This is a genomic window from Mycobacterium sp. P2_H7 (genome assembly GCF_056403275.1).
On sequence record NZ_JBFUFU010000010.1, the window covers coordinates 411,295 to 428,093 of the forward strand.

Here is a 16,799-nt window from a genome sequence, read left to right on the forward strand (position 1 = left end):
CTGCTGGGCGTGCAGCCCCCGCTTCGAGTGCCCCCGACGGCGCCCTCGCGGCTGGTGGTGCTGGCGTCGGGCACCGGATCGCTGCTGGAAGCACTGCTGGCAGCGACTGCCGGGGACTTTCCGGGCGAGGTGGTCGCGGTAGGCACCGATCGGGCGTGCCACGCTCTGGAGATCGCCGCCCAGGCAGGTGTTCCGTCGTTCACCGTGCGGCTGGGCGACCATGACGACCGGGCCGGCTGGGATGCCGCGCTCACCGCGGCGGTCGCCGGCTACGAGCCGGACCTGATCGTCAGCGCAGGATTCATGAAAATACTTGGGCCGGAGTTTCTTTCGAGATTCTCCGGACGTGTCGTCAATACCCACCCGGCGTTGCTGCCTGCCTTCCCCGGCGCGCAGGGCGTCGCCGAGGCGTTGGCCTACGGGGTGCGGGTGACGGGCGCCACGGTGCACCTCGTCGACGCCGGGGTGGATACCGGGCCGATTCTGGCGCAGGAAGCCGTGCCCGTGCTCGATGATGACAACGCAGAGACTCTGCACGAACGCATCAAGGTGGTCGAACGTCGGCTGCTGGTGGACGTGCTGGCCGCGGTGGCTACCCGCGGTCTCACCTGGACGGGGCGAAAGGCTAACTTCGGATGAGCGACAAGAAACCGATCCGGCGCGCGTTGATCAGCGTGTACGACAAGACCGGACTGGGGGCGCTGGCCCGCGGACTGCATGACGCGGGCGTGACCATCGTGTCGACCGGTTCGACCGCGAAAACGATTGCCGAGGCCGGTGTTCCGGTGACGCCCGTGGAGGATGTCACCGGTTTTCCCGAGGTACTCGACGGACGGGTGAAGACGTTGCACCCGAAGGTGCACGCCGGGTTGCTCGCCGACACCCGTAAAGCCGAGCACCTCAGCGCGCTCGACGAACTCGGCATCGAAGCCTTCGAACTCGTCGTGGTGAACCTGTATCCGTTCAGCGAGACGGTGGCCTCCGGCGCCGCACCCGACGAGTGCGTCGAGCAGATCGACATCGGCGGCCCGTCCATGGTGCGTGCGGCGGCGAAGAACCATCCCAGCGTGGCCGTGGTCGTCGAGCCGCTGGGCTACGAGGGCGTGCTGGCCGCGGTGCGCGCCGGCGGGTTCACCCTCGCCGAGCGGAAGCGGCTGGCCGCGTTGGCCTTCCGGCACACCGCGGAGTACGACGTGGCGGTCGCGAGCTGGATGGGCACGGTGCTTTCCCCCGAAGAAGGCAACGCTCCCGACGGGCCGCCGCAGTGGGTCGGCTCGACCTGGCGGCGTGCCGAGGTACTGCGCTACGGCGAGAACCCGCACCAGGGTGCCGCGCTGTACCGCAACGACGCGGGCTGGCCGGGCCTGGCGCAGGCCGAGCAGTTGCACGGCAAGGAGATGTCGTACAACAACTACACCGATGCCGACGCCGCGTGGCGCGCCGCGTTCGACCACGAGCAGACCTGTGTGGCCATCATCAAGCACGCCAACCCGTGTGGGATCGCGATCTCATCGGTGTCGGTGGCCGATGCGCACCGTAAAGCCCATGAGTGCGACCCGCTTTCGGCGTTCGGCGGCGTGATCGCCACCAACACGACGGTCAGCGTGGAGATGGCGCAGACGGTGGCCGACATCTTCACCGAGGTGATCGTCGCACCGGCGTACGAGCCCGGTGCGGTGGAAGTGTTGTCGGGCAAGAAGAACATTCGCATCCTGGTCGCGTCCGAACCGCAGGAATCCGGTGTCGAATTCCGTCAGATCAGTGGCGGACTGCTGCTGCAGGAGCGCGACGCCCTGGACGCAGCCGGGGATGACCCGGCCAACTGGACGCTGGCGACCGGCACCCCCGCCGATCCCGCGACACTGGCCGATCTGGTGTTCGCGTGGCGCACCTGCCGCGCGGTGAAATCGAACGCCATAGTCGTCGCTTCCGACGGCGCGACCGTCGGCGTCGGTATGGGACAGGTGAACCGCGTGGACGCCGCCCGGTTGGCGGTGGAGCGCGGCGGTGACCGGGTCAAGGGTGCCGTCGCCGCGTCGGACGCCTTCTTCCCGTTCCCTGACGGACTCGAGACGCTGACCAATGCCGGCGTGAAAGCGGTTGTGCACCCGGGTGGTTCGGTGCGTGACGACGTGGTGACGGCAGCCGCCGAGGCCGCGGGTGTCACCCTTTACCTGACCGGGGCGCGGCACTTCGCGCACTGAGGCCGACTCGGGCCCACAGCGCGTCGCGGGCCCGGGTGACGATGGAGCGTCGGGTGTCCCTGGGCAGGGCCGACACCATCGTCCAGCCGATGCGCTCCAGGAAATCACGCTCGTCGGTGGGCCGTTGCGCACAGTCGATGCCGACCTTCCACTTTGGCCAACCCATCGCGATCACGAGGTCGCTGATGTGGAGCCTGGTGCGGGGTGTCGGTATGCCCGAGAAACTGTGCAGCATGAGGCGGACTTGCGTTTCCCAGCGCGATGCGGAACCGGCATCCATCCGGGCTATCGCCTGTCTGGCGGCGATCATTCCGTGCGCAGCTGGATAACGCTCCTCGAGGTGCCAGATGTCGTCCTTGCGCAAGCCGGTGATGCGGGCCAACGCATCGAGGTGTTCGACAGCGGCAACCAACTCCAGGTGTCGGGCGAGGTCGAGGGCCGTGCGTTCCGGGGTGGTGATCGGTACGGCCGCAATGACCCGGATCTCATCCACGGTGATGCGTTCATTGCGGACGATGATGCCGTCGGGGTGCTTGCTGTTCGGTGCGATGAGTTCAATTGACGCGGCATCCGAAATCCAGGGCACGCCGTACAGTGCGGCAGCGGTCCGGCCGGCGATGATGGCCCGACGGCCGCTCCACAGCCACGCCGCTGTGGTCCGGGCGATCAGACTGGGCGTAGTCCCCTTCGGCACATAGACATTCGGGTAGAGGGGGGTGAACCGCCAGCGCAGTTCACCCCTGGTGAGCATCCCGCTCGCGACGGCTTCCGAGCCGATGATCGGTTCCATAGCGGCATCGTGACAGGGGCCACCGACGTCTTTGGCGTGCTCCAGCGAGATCGACGTGATGGCTGTGGATAACTCACAACGACTCTGACGTCGATCTCGCTGGAGCACCCAACAAGACGACTACAGGCGTCAGGCGCTGGCCTCGTCGCGCTGCACCGTCGTCACATAGGCCACGAACGACGCGATCTCCTCGACGGCGCGGCGGGCGTCCGGGTTGACGTCGAAGGACAACTGGAACATGTGCATTGCCTTGTCCCACACCTGAACCCAGACCGGCACTCCGTCGGCGCGCAGCCGATCGGCCAGCGTGAAGGTGTCGTTGCGCAGCATCTCGTTGGTGCCGATCTGCAGCAGGAACGGGCCAAGTCCGCGCATGTTCGCCTCGGACGGCATCACCGGCACCGGCCGGGTGCCGTTCACGGTGGCGAACACGTCGTAGATGAACTTGACCGTCATGAATGGGAACAGCACGTCCATGTGTTCTTTGAGGGCATCGTATTTGAGCTGCATATCGGCAGACGTCAACGCGGACAGCAGGACCTGGCCCGCCGGTACCGGCAGGCCCGCGTCGCGGATCGCCAGCGCGGTGTCGGCGGCCATCAGACCACCTGCCGAATCACCGGCGAGCACAACGTGTTCCGGTGAGAAGCCGAGGGCCAGCACATGCTGGTATGCCTCCACCCCGTCCTCGACGGCCTCGTCGATGCTGGCCTGCGGAGCCAGTCGGTAACCGACGTTGAAGACCTGCGCGCCGGTGGACTCGGACAGTTTGGAGGCGAACCGCCGGTGCGAGTTGAGCCCGAGGGTGACCAGTGCTGAACCGTGGAAGTACACGATGACGCGTTCGGAGTCCCGCGCGTTCGGGGCGACGATCCACTCGGCGGGGCAGTGCGGCAGGGTCTCTTTGGTCACCGCGGTGCCCGGCAGGGGACGGATGATGCGTAGCGGCCGGTCGATGAGATCGAGGTGCGCCCGCTGCAGCCCGGCCGGCCATACCTTGTTGAACATCAGGCCGATGACCGTCAGCACGCCGAGCACCGGCCGGAGCAGGATCGACGTCAGCAAACCGAGCAGCTTGGACTGTCGCGAGGCAGGGCCGAACTGCACCGTCGTCGGCCGATCACGCCATTCGAGCAAATTCACGGTACCCATGGTACCGGGTATTCTGGCGGCTGGAAATCACAGGTGGCCATGCCTGCACCCGCGAGCAGTCGTAGCGTGGAGTGGTGACGTCACCTAACAATCTGCCCCGTACCGTCGGCGAGCTGCGCGCAACCGGGCACGTCGAACGCGGGATCAAGCAGGAGATCCGGGAGAATCTGCTGGTCCGCCTCGCGGACGGCGACGATATCTGGCCCGGTCTGTTCGGTTTCGAGGACACCGTGCTGCCCCAGGTCGAGCGGGCATTGATCGCCGGGCACGACTTCGTACTGCTGGGCGAACGCGGACAGGGCAAGACCCGTCTCCTTCGCTCGATTGCCGGACTGCTCGACGAGTGGACCCCCGTCATCACCGGCTCCGAACTCGGTGAGCATCCCTACAGTCCCATCACCCCGGAATCGATCCGGCGCTCCGCCGAGGTCGGCGACGACCTCCCGATCTCCTGGCGCCACCGCAGCCAGCGTTACACCGAGAAGCTCGCCACGCCGGACACCAGCGTGGCCGACCTGGTCGGCGACATCGACCCGATCAAGGTGGCCGAGGGTCGCAGCCTGGGTGACCCCGAAACCATCGCCTACGGCCTCATCCCGCGCTCGCACCGCGGCATCGTCGCCATCAACGAACTGCCCGACCTCGCCGAGCGCATCCAGGTGTCGATGCTCAACGTGATGGAGGAACGCGACATCCAGGTCCGCGGCTACACGCTGCGCCTGCCGCTGGACGTGCTCGTCGTCGCCAGCGCCAACCCCGAGGACTACACCAACCGCGGTCGCATCATCACTCCGCTCAAGGACCGCTTCGGCGCCGAGATCCGCACCCACTACCCGCTGGAGCTCGAGGCGGAGGTCGCCGTCATCAAGCAGGAGGCGCACCTGAGCGCGCCGGTGCCCGATTACCTGCTGCAGATCGTCGCCCGGTTTGCCCGGTCGCTCCGTGAATCCACCGCCATCGACCAGCGTTCCGGAGTGTCGGCGCGCTTTGCGATCGCCGCGGCCGAAACCGTAGCCGCCTCGGCGCGTCACCGTGGGGCACTGCTGGGGGAGCAGGAGCCGGTAGCCCGCGTGGTGGATCTCGGCACCGTGATCGACGTGCTGCGCGGCAAACTCGAATTCGAGTCCGGCGAGGAGGGCCGCGAACAGGTGGTGCTGGAGCATCTGCTGCGGCGCGCGACGGCCGACACTGCGTCCCGCGCGCTCGGCGGAATAGACGTGGGCCCACTCGTGGTTGCCGTCGAGGGTGGCTCGCCGGTGACGACGGGCGAACGGGTCAGCGCCAAGGACGTGCTGGCCGCCCTGCCGGATCTGCCGGTGCTTGACGCCATCGCCGAACGGCTCGGCGCGAACACCGACGGGGAACGTGCCGCCGCGGTGGAGCTGGCATTGGAAGCGTTGTACCTGGCGAAGCGGATCGACAAGACCTCGGGTGAGGGCGAAACTGTTTATGGCTAAAAACCTCTCGCGGTACTCGCGATATACCGGTGGCCCGGATCCGCTGGCGCCCCCGGTCGATCTGCGCGAAGCGCTGGAACTGATCGGCCAGGACGTGATGGAGGGCAGCTCCCCGCGCCGTGCCCTCTCCGAGTTGCTGCGCCGCGGCACCCGGGACATGCCGGGCGCGGACAAGCTCGCCGCCGAGGCCAACCGCAAACGTCGGGAATTGTTGCAGCGCAACAATCTCGACGGCACCCTGCAGGACATCAAAAAGCTGCTCGACGAGGCGGTGCTGGCCGAGCGCAAGGAGTTGGCCCGCGCGCTCGACGATGACGCCCGGTTCGGCGAGATGCAGATGGAGTCACTGTCACCGTCGCCGGCGAAGGCGGTGCGCGAGCTCGCCGACTACGAGTGGCGTTCGCCGGAGGCCAAGCAGAAGTACGACGAGATCCGGGATCTGCTCGGCAGGGAGATGCTCGACCAACGCTTCTCCGGGATGAAGCAGGCGCTGGAGAACGCGACCGACGAGGACCGTCAGGCCGTCAACGAGATGCTCGACGATCTCAACGGTCTGCTCGACAAACATGCCGCCGGGCAGGACACCGAGCAGGACTTCGATGATTTCATGGCCAAGCACGGCCAGCATTTCCCGGAGAACCCGCAGAACGTCGAAGAGCTGATCGACTCGCTGGCCAAGCGCGCCGCGGCCGCCCAGCGCTTCCGCAACAGCCTGTCCGCCGACCAGCGTGCCGAGCTCGATGCGTTGGCGCAGCAGGCTTTCGGCTCGCCGTCGCTGATGAACGCGCTGGACCGGCTGGACTCCCACCTGCAGGCCGCCCGGCCCGGCGAGGACTGGTCGGGGTCGCAGGAGTTCTCCGGTGGCGATCCGCTGGGCATGGGTGAGGGCGCGCAGGCCCTGGCCGACATCGCGGAGCTGGAGCAGCTGGCCGAGCAGCTGTCGCAGAGCTACGCGGGCGCCACGATGGAAGACGTCGACCTGGATGCGCTGGCCCGCCAGCTCGGCGAGGACGCGGCGGTCAACGCCCGCACGCTGGCCGACCTGGAGCGTGCGTTGATGAATCAGGGCTTCCTGGACCGTGGTTCGGACGGTAAGTGGCGGCTGTCGCCCAAGGCCATGCGCCAACTGGGTCAGGCCGCCCTCCGCGACGTCGCGCGGCAGCTGTCGGGCCGCAACGGGGAGCGCCAGACCCGGCGGGCCGGCGCGGCAGGCGAATTGACCGGAGCCACCCGGCCGTGGGAGTTCGGCGACACCGAACCCTGGAACGTGACGAGAACTCTCACCAACGCGGTGCTGCGCAACGCGGGCACCGGCGAGGGGGGCCCGCTGCGGATCACGGTCGACGACGTCGAGATCTCCGAGACCGAGACCCGCACCCAGGCCTGCGTGGCGCTGTTGGTGGACACCAGCTTCTCGATGGTGATGGAAAACCGATGGCTGCCGATGAAGCGCACCGCGCTGGCACTGAGTCATCTGGTGAGCACCAGGTTCCGGTCCGACGATCTGCAGATCATCGCGTTCGGCCGGTATGCCCGCACGCTCAGTGCAGCCGAACTCACCGGACTGGAAGGCGTGTACGAGCAGGGCACCAACCTGCACCACGCGCTGGCCCTGGCCGCCCGGCACCTGCGCAGGCACCCGAATGCGCAGCCGGTCATCATGATCGTCACCGACGGTGAACCCACCGCGCATCTCGAAGACTTCGGCGGCGGTGACGGCTCACAGGTGTTTTTCGATTACCCGCCGCACCCGCGCACCATTGCGTGCACGGTCAAGGGTTTCGACGAGATCGCCCGGCTGGGCGCGCAGGTGACCATCTTCCGGCTCGGCAACGAGCCGAGCCTGGCACGGTTCATCGACCAGGTCGCCCGCCGGGTGCAGGGCCGCGTGGTCGTCCCCGATCTGGACGGGCTGGGTGCAGCGGTGGTCGGTGACTACCTGACGTCGCGGCGCCGGTAGGCGTCAGTCGTCGTCGGTGCCGGGGTGGCGGCGCTTCTTACGCTTCACGCCGACGCTGCCCCACAGCGAGAACCCACGCACCCGCACGCGCGGGGCGCCAGGCGAGCCGCTGCCGTCCACGCTGTGGTCGAAGCTGCCCATCACCGCGACCCCGCCGATGTCGACGTTGATCTCCGGCGGCACCAGGATGGTTTGGCCGCCGAAGATCGAATAGCTGCGGATCTCCACGTCGGGTGTGGTGAAGTCGGCGTAGCGAAGGTCGACCACGCCACCGCCGAACAGCGCGAACGTGGTCAGCTTCATGGGGACGTTCCACCGCCCGCGCCGTTCGTAGCCGCTCATGATGGCCAGCAGCAGGGTCGACGGTGCCGGACGACAGACACCCTTACCGGTGGTGCTACCGCCGGGCAGATCGGCGCTGAGCCGCTCCAGATCGGCGCACGTCTGCGCGGCATACGCCTTGGCCAGCCGGGTCTCGTACTCGTCCAGTGAAAGGCGACCCTGAGCGGCGGCATCGGTCAGCAACTGAGCGACCTGAATCCGGTCGGTGTCGGCAGCCCGTACCGATCCGCTCCGCGGCGCTGTGGGGCTCATCAGTGCCATCTGTTCTTTGCGCAGGCGCTCATCACTGACGAGCCTACGACGAATGTCGGCACATGCAATACCGGCGGCCAAATATTGTCGCGCTCGCCGATGTTTGCTGTAATTGCATCCCTCGGGTCAGGACGGCCAGTTCGGCGACCGCTTCTGGAGGAAGGCGAGCATGCCTTCGCGGGCTTCGTCGGAGACGAACAGTTCCGCCGACTGGACCGCGAGCTCCTCGGCGTGTGCATCGAAGTCGGCCAGGGTGCGCGCCGTGGTCAGGGCCTTTGACGTTCGTAGCCCCTGCGGCGAGGCCTTCCCGATCTCGGCGGTCAGTGCCGTCACCGTGGGATCGACGTCGTCGGTGGCGATGCTGATGAGGCCGATGGCAGCGGCTTGGGCGGAATCGAACTTCTCACCGGTGACGAAGTAGCGACCCGCTGCGCGAGCGGTCAACTTCGGCAGCAGAGTCAACGAGATGATCGACGGCGCGACCCCGATCCGGGCCTCGGTCAGGGCGAAGGTACTGGCCGGCCCGGCCACCGCGATGTCGCAGGCGCCGACCAGTCCCATGCCGCCGGCCCGCACATGTCCGTCCACCGCCGCGATGACGGGGATGGGCAGTTCCAGGATGGAACGCAGCACCACCGTCATCTCGCGGGCCCGGTCCACCGCGAGGTCGCCGGGATCGCCGCCGGTCGCCTCGCTCAGGTCCGCGCCTGCGCAGAACGTCTTACCGGTGTGCCCGAGTACCACCGTGCGGATCCCCGGTGCGTCGGCGGCGCGCGCCAGCCCGTCGCGCAACTGGGTCACCAGGGTGGTGGAGAGCGCGTTGTGGTTGTGCGGTGAGTCCAGGGTGAGCCGCGCGACGACGCCGTCGGTGTCGTAGCGGACCAGGGTGTCTGTCATCAGTGGGACCTCATCAGTAGGACCGCGGCAGGCCCAGTGAGGTCTGGGCGATGAAGTTGAGGATCATCTCGCGGCTGACGGGGGCGATGCGGGCCAGCCGGGAGGCGGTGAGCACCGATGCGATGCCGTACTCCTTGGTCAGTCCGTTGCCGCCGAGGGATTGCACGGCCTGGTCGACCGCGCGTACCGACGCCTCGCCTGCGGCGTATTTGGCCATGTTGGCGGCCTCTGCGGCGCCGAAGTCGTCCCCGCCGTCGTAGAGCGAGGCGGCCTTCTGCATCATCAGTTTGGCGAGTTCGATCTCGATGTGGTTCTGCGCCAAGGGATGTGAGATGCCCTGGTGTGCGCCGATCGGCGTCTTCCAGACTTGGCGGGTCTTGACGTAGTCGGTGGCCTTGTTGATGGCGAAGCGGCCCATGCCGACCGCGCTGGCGGCACCCATGATCCGTTCGGGGTTCAGCCCGGCGAACAACTGGGCGATGGCAGCGTCCTCGGAGCCGACGAGGGCGTCGGCGGGGAGCCGGACATCGTCGAGGAACACCTGGAACTGGAACTCGGGGCTGACGATCTCCATCTCGATCTTGGTCCAGTGCAACCCGGGGGTGTCGATCGGCACCACGAACAGCGCGGGCTTGAGGTTGCCGGTCTTGTGATCCTCGGTGCGCCCGACGACCAGCACGGCTTGCGCCTGGTCGACCCCGGAGATGTAAACCTTCTGGCCGGACAGGATCCAGTCGCTGCCGTCGCGGCGCGCGGTGGTGGTGATGCGGTGGCTGTTGGATCCGGCGTCGGGTTCGGTGATGGCGAAGGCCATGGTGATCGAGCCGTCGGCGATGCCCGGGATCCAGCGCTTCTTCTGGTCCTCGGTGCCGAACTTGGAGATGATGGTGCCGTTGATGGCGGGGGAGACGACCATCATCAGCAGCGCCGACCCGGCGGCCGACATCTCTTCCATGACCAGGCTCAGTTCGTACATGCCGGCGCCGCCGCCGCCGTACTCCTCGGGCAGGTTGACCCCGATGAAGCCGAGTTTGCCTGCCTCATTCCACAATTCGGTGGTGTGCTGCCCGGCGCGGGCCTTCTCCAGATAGTAGTCCTGGCCGTAGTTGGCGGCCATGGCCTTGACGGCGTCACGCAGGGCGCGCTGTTCCTCGGTTTCGATGAAGCTCATGGTTGTTCTCCTTCGGGGGTCTGGACAAGGGCGAGTACGGCGCCGACGTCGACCTGCTGACCGGCGGCGACATTGAGTTCGGTGAGCACACCCGCGTGCGGGCTGGCGAGGGTGTGCTCCATCTTCATGGCCTCCAGCCAGATCAATGGCTGCCCGGCGGTGACGGTGTCGCCGACCACGGCGCCGACGCGCACCACCGATCCCGGCATGGGGGCGAGCAGCGACCCGTGAGCGACGGCGTCGTCGGGGTCGGGGAAGCGCGGCACCGCGGTCAGTCGCACCGCACCCAGCGGGGAGTCGACGAAAACCTCGTCACCGTAGCGGGATACGTCGAACGCCCGCTCCACTTCGCCTACCGTCAGCACCACCCGGTCGGGTGTCGCGGCCACCACGGACACGGCGTCCCCGTCTGGAAGTTCGACACCGGCTCGGGTGAACCGGTAGCGGACCAGATGTTCATCGCCGGCCGCGTCCCGGTATGTCCGGGTCTGATACCCCGAGGCGAGGTTGCGCCAGCCGCTGGGCGCGGGCGCGAATACCGTTGCGGTGGCGCGGTTGTGCGCCGCATCGGCCAGCGCGGCGGCCATGCAGGACGGAGCGCTCGCCGCAGCGGATGAGGCGGCGAGCGAGGCCAGCCCGTGGGTGTCGAAGAACGCCGTGTCGGTGTCACCGGCGCGGAAGGCCTCGTGGCGCAACACATTGACCAGCAGATCGCGGTTGGTGGTGATCCCGTGCAGCTCGGCGCGGGCCAGCGCGTCAGCCAGGATCGAGGCGGCCCGCTCCCTGGTCGGGGCGAAGGAGATGACCTTGGCCAGCATCGGGTCGTAGAACACCGAGACCACCGAGCCGTCGACGATGCCGGAGTCCACCCGCACGCCGCTGCGGCCGCCCAGCGTGCCGAACTCGGTGCGCGCGCCCGGCACGCCGAACCGGTACACCGGACCGGCCTGGGGTTGCCAGTCCTTGGCCGGATCCTCGGCGTAGAGCCGCGCCTCGATCGAATGCCCGTGCGCAGCGGGAGGTTCCGGATCCAGCCGGCCGCCGTCGGCCATGTCGATCTGCAGCTCGACCAGATCCAGGCCGGTGGTCTCCTCGGTGACGGGATGCTCGACCTGCAGCCGGGTGTTCATCTCCAGGAAGAAGAAGTCATCACCTTCACCCGAGGCCATGAACTCGACCGTGCCTGCGCCGGTGTAGCCGATCGCGCCGGCGGCGAGGCGGGCCGCCTCGAACAACTTCTCCCGCATCCCCGGCGTGCGTTCCACCAAGGGCGACGGCGCCTCCTCGATGACCTTCTGATGCCTGCGCTGGATGGAGCATTCGCGTTCCCCGACCGCCCACACGGTGCCATGTGCGTCGGCCATCACCTGGACCTCGATGTGGTGACCGCTGGCCAGGTAGCGCTCGCAAAACACCGTCGGATCACCGAAAGCCGACTGGGCTTCCCGCTGCGCGGCGGCGACTTCGTTTGGCAGCGCGGCCAATTCACGTACCACCCGCATCCCGCGGCCACCGCCGCCGGCCGATGCCTTGATCAGCACCGGCAGCTCGGCTGCGGTCACGGTGTCCGGGTCGAGTTCGGCCAGCACCGGTACCCCGGCCGCCGACATCAACTTCTTGGCTTCGATCTTGGAGCCCATCGCTGCCACCGCGGGCACCGGCGGGCCGATCCAGATCAGCCCCGCTTGCTGCACGGCGGCCGCGAAATCAGGATTCTCCGAGAGGAACCCGTAGCCGGGATGGATCGCGTCGGCGCCGGAGGCCCGGGCGGCGGCGATCAACTGGGCGCTGTCCAGGTAGCCGTTGCGGCCCTCCAGACGGACCCGGGTGTCGGCGTCGGCGACGTGTGGGGAGGCGGCATCGGGATCGGTGTACACCGCGACGGTGCTGATACCGAGCCGACGGCAGGTGGTGAAGACGCGGCGGGCGATCTCACCGCGGTTGGCAACCAGGACGCTACGAATCATCGGCTGTGCTTTCTGTTCTTCGCGCAAGCGCTCATCACTACATCCTGAAGACGCCGAAGTTCGACGTCCCCTCGATCGGGCCACTGGCAATGGCGGACAGGCACATTCCCAGCACGGTCCGGGTATCGCGCGGATCGATCACCCCGTCGTCGTAGAGCCGGCCGGACAGGAACACCGGTAGCGACTCCGCTTCGATCTGCGCCTCGACGGCGGCTCGCAGCGCGGCATCGGCGTCCTCGTCGACGGTTTGGCCGCGCGCCTGCGCGGCGGCGCGCGACACGATCGAGAGCACCCCGGCCAACTGGGTGCCGCCCATCACCGCGGATTTGGCGCTGGGCCAGGCGAACAGGAAACGTGGATCGTAGGCCCGCCCGCACATGCCGTAATGCCCGGCGCCGTAGGAGGCGCCGATCAGCAGGGAGATGTGCGGCACCGTCGAATTGGAGACGGCGTTGATCATCATCGAGCCGTGCTTGATCATCCCGCCCTCTTCGTACTGCTTACCCACCATGTAGCCGGTGGTGTTGTGCAGGAACAACAACGGGGTGTTGGAACGGTTGGCCAGCTGGATGAACTGGGTGGCCTTCTGGGACTCCTCGCTGAACAGCACACCCCGCGCGTTGGCCAGGATGCCCACCGGATAGCCGTACAGCCGGGCCCACCCGGTGACCAACGACGAACCGTAGAGCGGCTTGAACTCGTCGAAGTCGGAGTCGTCCACGATCCGGGCGATCACGTCGCGCGGATCGAACGGGATGCGCAGGTCGGCTCCGACCAGCCCGATCAGCTCTTCGGGGTCGAACCGCGGCTCGGTCACCGCAGCGGGGGCCGGGCCCTGCTTGTGCCAGTTCAGCCGCGCCACGACGCGCCGGCCGATCCGGATGGCATCCAGCTCGTCGGCTGCCAGGTAGTCGCCCAGACCGGAAGTGCGCGAATGCATCTCCGCCCCGCCCAGGGACTCGTCATCGGATTCCTCGCCGGTGGCCATCTTCACCAGGGGCGGCCCGGCCAGGAACACCTTGGAGCGTTCCTTGATCATCACGACGTGGTCGGACATGCCGGGGATGTAGGCGCCGCCCGCAGTGGAGTTACCGAAAACCAGCGCGATGGTCGGAATGCCGGCCGCGGACAACCTGGTCAGATCCCGGAAACCGCGGCCGCCCGGGATGAAGATCTCCTTCTGGGTGGGCAGGTCGGCCCCGCCCGATTCGACCAGGGAGATCAGCGGCAGCCGGTTCTCCAGGGCGATCTGGTTGGCCCGCAGCATCTTCTTCAACGTCCACGGATTTGTGGTGCCGCCCTTGACCGTCGGGTCGTTGGCGACGAGCATGCACTCGACGCCTTCGACGGCGCCGATGCCCACCACCACACTGGCGCCGACGGTGAAGTCGGTGCCCCAGGCTGCCAGCGGGCTGAGCTCCAGGAACGGCGCATCGGGATCGAGCAGCAGTTCGATGCGCTCGCGCGCCGTCAGCTTCCCCCGGGCATGATGGCGCTCAACATATTTCGGTCCGCCACCGGTCAACGCCTTGGCGTGCTCGGTGTCGAGGTCCGCGAGCTTGGCGGTCATCGCCGCGGCCGCGTCGGTGTAGGCGGCCGAACGTGGATCCAGGGTGGATTTCAAGCGTGTCATGACTGATACCCCAACGTCTTGGCGGCCAGCGAGGTGAGGATCTCGGTGGTCCCGCCGCCGATGCCGAGGATCCGCATGTCGCGGTACTGCCGCTCCACCTCGGACTCGGCCATATAGCCCATGCCGCCGAACAATTGGACGGCCTGGTTGGCCACCCACTCGCCGGACTGGACGGCGGTGTTCTTCGCGAAACACACCTCGGTGATCAGATTCGACTCGCCGGCCAGTTCACGTTCCACCAGGGCCCGGGTGTACACCCGGGCGACATCGATGCGGCGGGCCATCTCGGCCAGCGTGTTCTGCACGGACTGACGGGTGATCAACGGCTTGCCGAAGGTCTCCCGGTTACGGCACCAGTCGACGGTCAGGTCCAGGCAGCGCTGCGCACTCGAATACGCCTGGGCAGCAAGGCCCACCCGTTCGGAGACGAAGGCTCCGGCGATCTGCAGGAAGCCGCTGTTCTCGACACCTACCAGATTCGCGGCCGGCACCCGAACGTCGGTGTAGGACAGTTCGGCGGTATCGCTGGAACGCCAGCCCATCTTGTCCAGCTTGCGGCTCACCTCGAAACCGGGGGTGCCCTTGTCGACGACGATGAGCGACACCCCGGCCGCTCCGGGCCCGCCGGTGCGCACCGCGGTCACCACGTAGTTGGCCCGCACGCCGGAGGTGATGTAGGTCTTGGCGCCGTTGATGATGTAGTACGGCCCGTCAGCGCCCGAAATCAACTCAGCTTTGGTGGTCAGGTGCCCGACATCGGAGCCGCCACCGGGTTCGGTGATCGCCAGGGATCCGATCAGGTTGCCCTGCAACGTCGGACGCACATAGGTGTCGATCAGGCGCTGGTCACCCGAGGCGATCATGTGCGGGACCGCGATGCCGCAGGTGAACAGCGATGCGAACACGCCACCGGGAGCACCCGCCTGGTGCATCTCCTCGCAGATCACGACGGCGTCGGCGCCGTCGCCGCCCCCGCCGCCCACCGACTCGGGCATGCCGGCCCCGAGCAGGCCGGCCGCGCCGGCCTTGCGATGCAGATCCCGCGGCAGGTCGCCGCTGCGCTCCCACTCGTCGGCGTATGGCAGGACTTCGCGTTCGGCGAAGGTGCGCACCGCTTTGCGGAGCTCGTCGCGTTCTGGGGTGTGCCAGATGTCGGTCACAGCAACCTTTCCGGGATGTCGAGATATCGGGATCGCAACCATTCACCGAGGCCCTTGGCCTGCGGGTCGAACCGGGCTTGATAGGCGACACCCTTGCCGAGAATGCCGTCGATGACGAAATTGACCGCACGCAGATTCGGCAGCACGTGCCGGGTGACGCCCAGAGTGGCTGTCTCAGGCAATAATTCGCGCAGCTTGTCCACCGTCAGGGTGTGTACCAGCCACTGGAACTGGGGATCGGTCCGCACCCATACCCCGACGTTGGCCGACCCACCCTTGTCGCCGCTGCGGGCACCCGCGATGCGGCCGAGCGGGGCGCGGACCACCGGTCCGTCGGCGGGCGGCGCAGGCAGCGGGGGCTCCTCGACCGCGTCGAGTTCCAGGGTGTCGGTGGCGGGGGCGATGTCGACGCGGCCACCGTCGGCGTGCACCGCGATATGGGGCACCAGCCCGGCGTCGACGTAGCCGGGAGAGAACACGCCGTACACCTGGCCCTCGCCCGGGGATGAGGTCGAGGTGAAACCCGGATAGCTGGCGAGTGCCAGTTCGACTGCAGCCGAAGAGAACTGGCGTCCGACGGTGGCCGGATCGGGATCGCGCACCACACAGTGCAACAGCGCGCTGGCGGTTTCCTCGGTGTCGGCATCGGGGTGGTCGGTGCGGGCCAGCGTCCACACCAGCTCGGCGGGCCGCGTTTTCAGGCTGCTCTCCAGCTGGCGTTGCAGCAGTTCGGCCTTGGCTTCGATGTCCAGGCCGGTGAGCACGAACGACGTCGCATTGCGGAAGCCGCCGATGCTGTTGAGCGACACCTTCAGCGTCGGCGGCGGTGCCTCCCCGCGAACCCCGGCGACCAGTACCCGATCCGGTCCGTCGGCGGACAGCGTCACCGAATCCATCCGCAGCGTGACGTCGGGGTTCGCATAGCGCGCCCCGGTGATCTCGTAGAGCAGTTGTGCGGTCACGGTGTCGGTGCTGACCAGCCCGCCGGTGCCGTCGTGCTTGGTGATGACCGAGGATCCGTCGGCGGCGATCTCGGCCAGCGGGAAGCCGGGGCGCCCGAGGTCGGCGACCTCGGTGAAGAAGGAGAAGTTGCCCCCGGTCGCCTGGGTGCCGCATTCGATGATGTGGCCCGCGGCGACGGCACCGGCCAGCGCGTCGTAGTCGGTGCGGGTCCAGCCGTGGTGGGCGGCGGCCGGCCCGACGATCACGGAGGCGTCGGTGACGCGCCCGGCAACAACGACGTCCGCGCCCGAGTTCAGGCAGTCGGCGATGCCCCACGCGCCCAGGTAGGCATTGGCCGAGAGGGGGGCGCCGAACCCCAGCTGGTCCGCGCGCGAAACCAGGTCATCGCCCTCCACGTGGGCCACGTTGACGGTCAGGCCCAACCGGTCGGCGAGCTCGCGCACCGCGGTGGCCAGGGCCGCGGGGTTCAGCCCGCCGGCGTTGGCGACGATCTTGACGCCCTGGTCCAGCGCCAGGCCGAGGGACTCCTCCAACTGGCGCAGGAAAGTCTTCGCGTAGCCCAGGCCCGGATTCCTGGCGCGGTCGCGCGCCAGGATGAGCATGGTGAGTTCGGCGAGGTAATCGCCGGTCAGGTAGTCCAGCTCTCCGCCGGAGAGCATCTCCCGCATCGCCGCGAGGCGATCCCCGTAGAAGCCTGAACAGTTGCCGATTCGGACGGCTGCAGACGCCACGCATTCTCCCTTGAACTGGACGCGATCAGACCACGGCCCAACCAACCGGTAGGTTATCGGGTACCGCCGGTCTCGAGTCAAGGGGCGAGTGGCGCGCACAGGCTCGTTTTGGAGCCGACG

General features: G+C 67.8%; 13 protein-coding genes. 4 read left to right on the forward strand and 9 right to left on the reverse strand.

The features are described from left to right. The first annotated feature begins 9 nt into the window (after positions 1 to 9). Positions 10 to 639 (forward strand): phosphoribosylglycinamide formyltransferase, encoded by a 630-nt coding sequence (gene purN, locus AC1DY7_RS17360; protein ID WP_477494930.1) that lies wholly within the window; start codon positions 10 to 12, stop codon positions 637 to 639. Next, positions 636 to 2,204, forward strand: a complete 1,569-nt coding sequence (gene purH / locus AC1DY7_RS17365; protein WP_477494931.1) for a bifunctional phosphoribosylaminoimidazolecarboxamide formyltransferase/IMP cyclohydrolase — start codon at positions 636 to 638, stop codon at positions 2,202 to 2,204. The genes purN and purH overlap by 4 nt, the downstream gene beginning before the upstream one ends. Here purH and AC1DY7_RS17370 read toward each other — a convergent pair. Together AC1DY7_RS17370 and AC1DY7_RS17375 are read right to left on the reverse strand one after the other, a co-directional pair. Next, positions 2,164 to 2,994, reverse strand: a complete 831-nt coding sequence (locus tag AC1DY7_RS17370; RefSeq protein ID WP_477494932.1) for a hypothetical protein — start codon at positions 2,992 to 2,994, stop codon at positions 2,164 to 2,166. The genes purH and AC1DY7_RS17370 overlap by 41 nt on opposite strands. Before the next feature lie 129 nt (positions 2,995 to 3,123). Next, complete coding sequence (locus AC1DY7_RS17375; RefSeq protein WP_477494933.1) at positions 3,124 to 4,137, reverse strand: alpha/beta hydrolase; 1,014 nt, start codon at positions 4,135 to 4,137, stop codon at positions 3,124 to 3,126. Between the two features lie 83 nt (positions 4,138 to 4,220). On the opposite strand from AC1DY7_RS17375, the gene AC1DY7_RS17380 reads away from it, so the two are divergent. Continuing rightward, the gene (locus tag AC1DY7_RS17380; RefSeq protein ID WP_477494934.1) at positions 4,221 to 5,603 is read left to right on the forward strand and encodes a sigma 54-interacting transcriptional regulator; all 1,383 of its coding nucleotides are present in this window, start codon (positions 4,221 to 4,223) and stop codon (positions 5,601 to 5,603) included. Then, the gene (locus AC1DY7_RS17385; RefSeq protein WP_477494935.1) at positions 5,596 to 7,563 is read left to right on the forward strand and encodes a vWA domain-containing protein; all 1,968 of its coding nucleotides are present in this window, start codon (positions 5,596 to 5,598) and stop codon (positions 7,561 to 7,563) included. Before AC1DY7_RS17380 ends, AC1DY7_RS17385 begins: the two co-directional genes overlap by 8 nt. 3 nt (positions 7,564 to 7,566) lie before the next feature. Here AC1DY7_RS17385 and AC1DY7_RS17390 read toward each other — a convergent pair whose 3' ends face one another. The 7 genes from AC1DY7_RS17390 to AC1DY7_RS17420 form a co-directional block, all read right to left on the reverse strand. After that, on the reverse strand, positions 7,567 to 8,157 hold the full coding sequence (locus AC1DY7_RS17390; protein ID WP_477494936.1) for a DUF1707 SHOCT-like domain-containing protein: 591 nt from the start codon (positions 8,155 to 8,157) through the stop codon (positions 7,567 to 7,569). 126 nt (positions 8,158 to 8,283) lie between these two features. Next, positions 8,284 to 9,054 carry an enoyl-CoA hydratase family protein gene (locus AC1DY7_RS17395; protein ID WP_477494937.1) on the reverse strand — a complete coding sequence of 257 codons (771 nt, stop codon included), beginning with the start codon at positions 9,052 to 9,054 and terminating at the stop codon, positions 8,284 to 8,286. A 13-nt stretch (positions 9,055 to 9,067) separates the two neighbouring features. Next, on the reverse strand, positions 9,068 to 10,225 hold the full coding sequence (locus tag AC1DY7_RS17400) for an acyl-CoA dehydrogenase family protein (protein WP_477494938.1): 1,158 nt from the start codon (positions 10,223 to 10,225) through the stop codon (positions 9,068 to 9,070). Continuing rightward, positions 10,222 to 12,192, reverse strand: coding sequence for an acetyl/propionyl/methylcrotonyl-CoA carboxylase subunit alpha (locus AC1DY7_RS17405; protein WP_477494939.1), 1,971 nt, complete (start codon positions 12,190 to 12,192; stop codon positions 10,222 to 10,224). Before AC1DY7_RS17405 ends, AC1DY7_RS17400 begins: the two co-directional genes overlap by 4 nt. Positions 12,193 to 12,229: 37 nt before the next feature. After that, the gene (locus AC1DY7_RS17410) at positions 12,230 to 13,825 is read right to left on the reverse strand and encodes an acyl-CoA carboxylase subunit beta (protein ID WP_477494940.1); all 1,596 of its coding nucleotides are present in this window, start codon (positions 13,823 to 13,825) and stop codon (positions 12,230 to 12,232) included. Beyond that, positions 13,822 to 14,985, reverse strand: coding sequence for an acyl-CoA dehydrogenase family protein (locus AC1DY7_RS17415; protein WP_477494941.1), 1,164 nt, complete (start codon positions 14,983 to 14,985; stop codon positions 13,822 to 13,824). The genes AC1DY7_RS17410 and AC1DY7_RS17415 overlap by 4 nt, the downstream gene beginning before the upstream one ends. Continuing rightward, positions 14,982 to 16,679, reverse strand: a complete 1,698-nt coding sequence (locus AC1DY7_RS17420) for an acyclic terpene utilization AtuA family protein (protein WP_477494942.1) — start codon at positions 16,677 to 16,679, stop codon at positions 14,982 to 14,984. Before AC1DY7_RS17420 ends, AC1DY7_RS17415 begins: the two co-directional genes overlap by 4 nt. Positions 16,680 to 16,799: the final 120 nt, after the last annotated feature.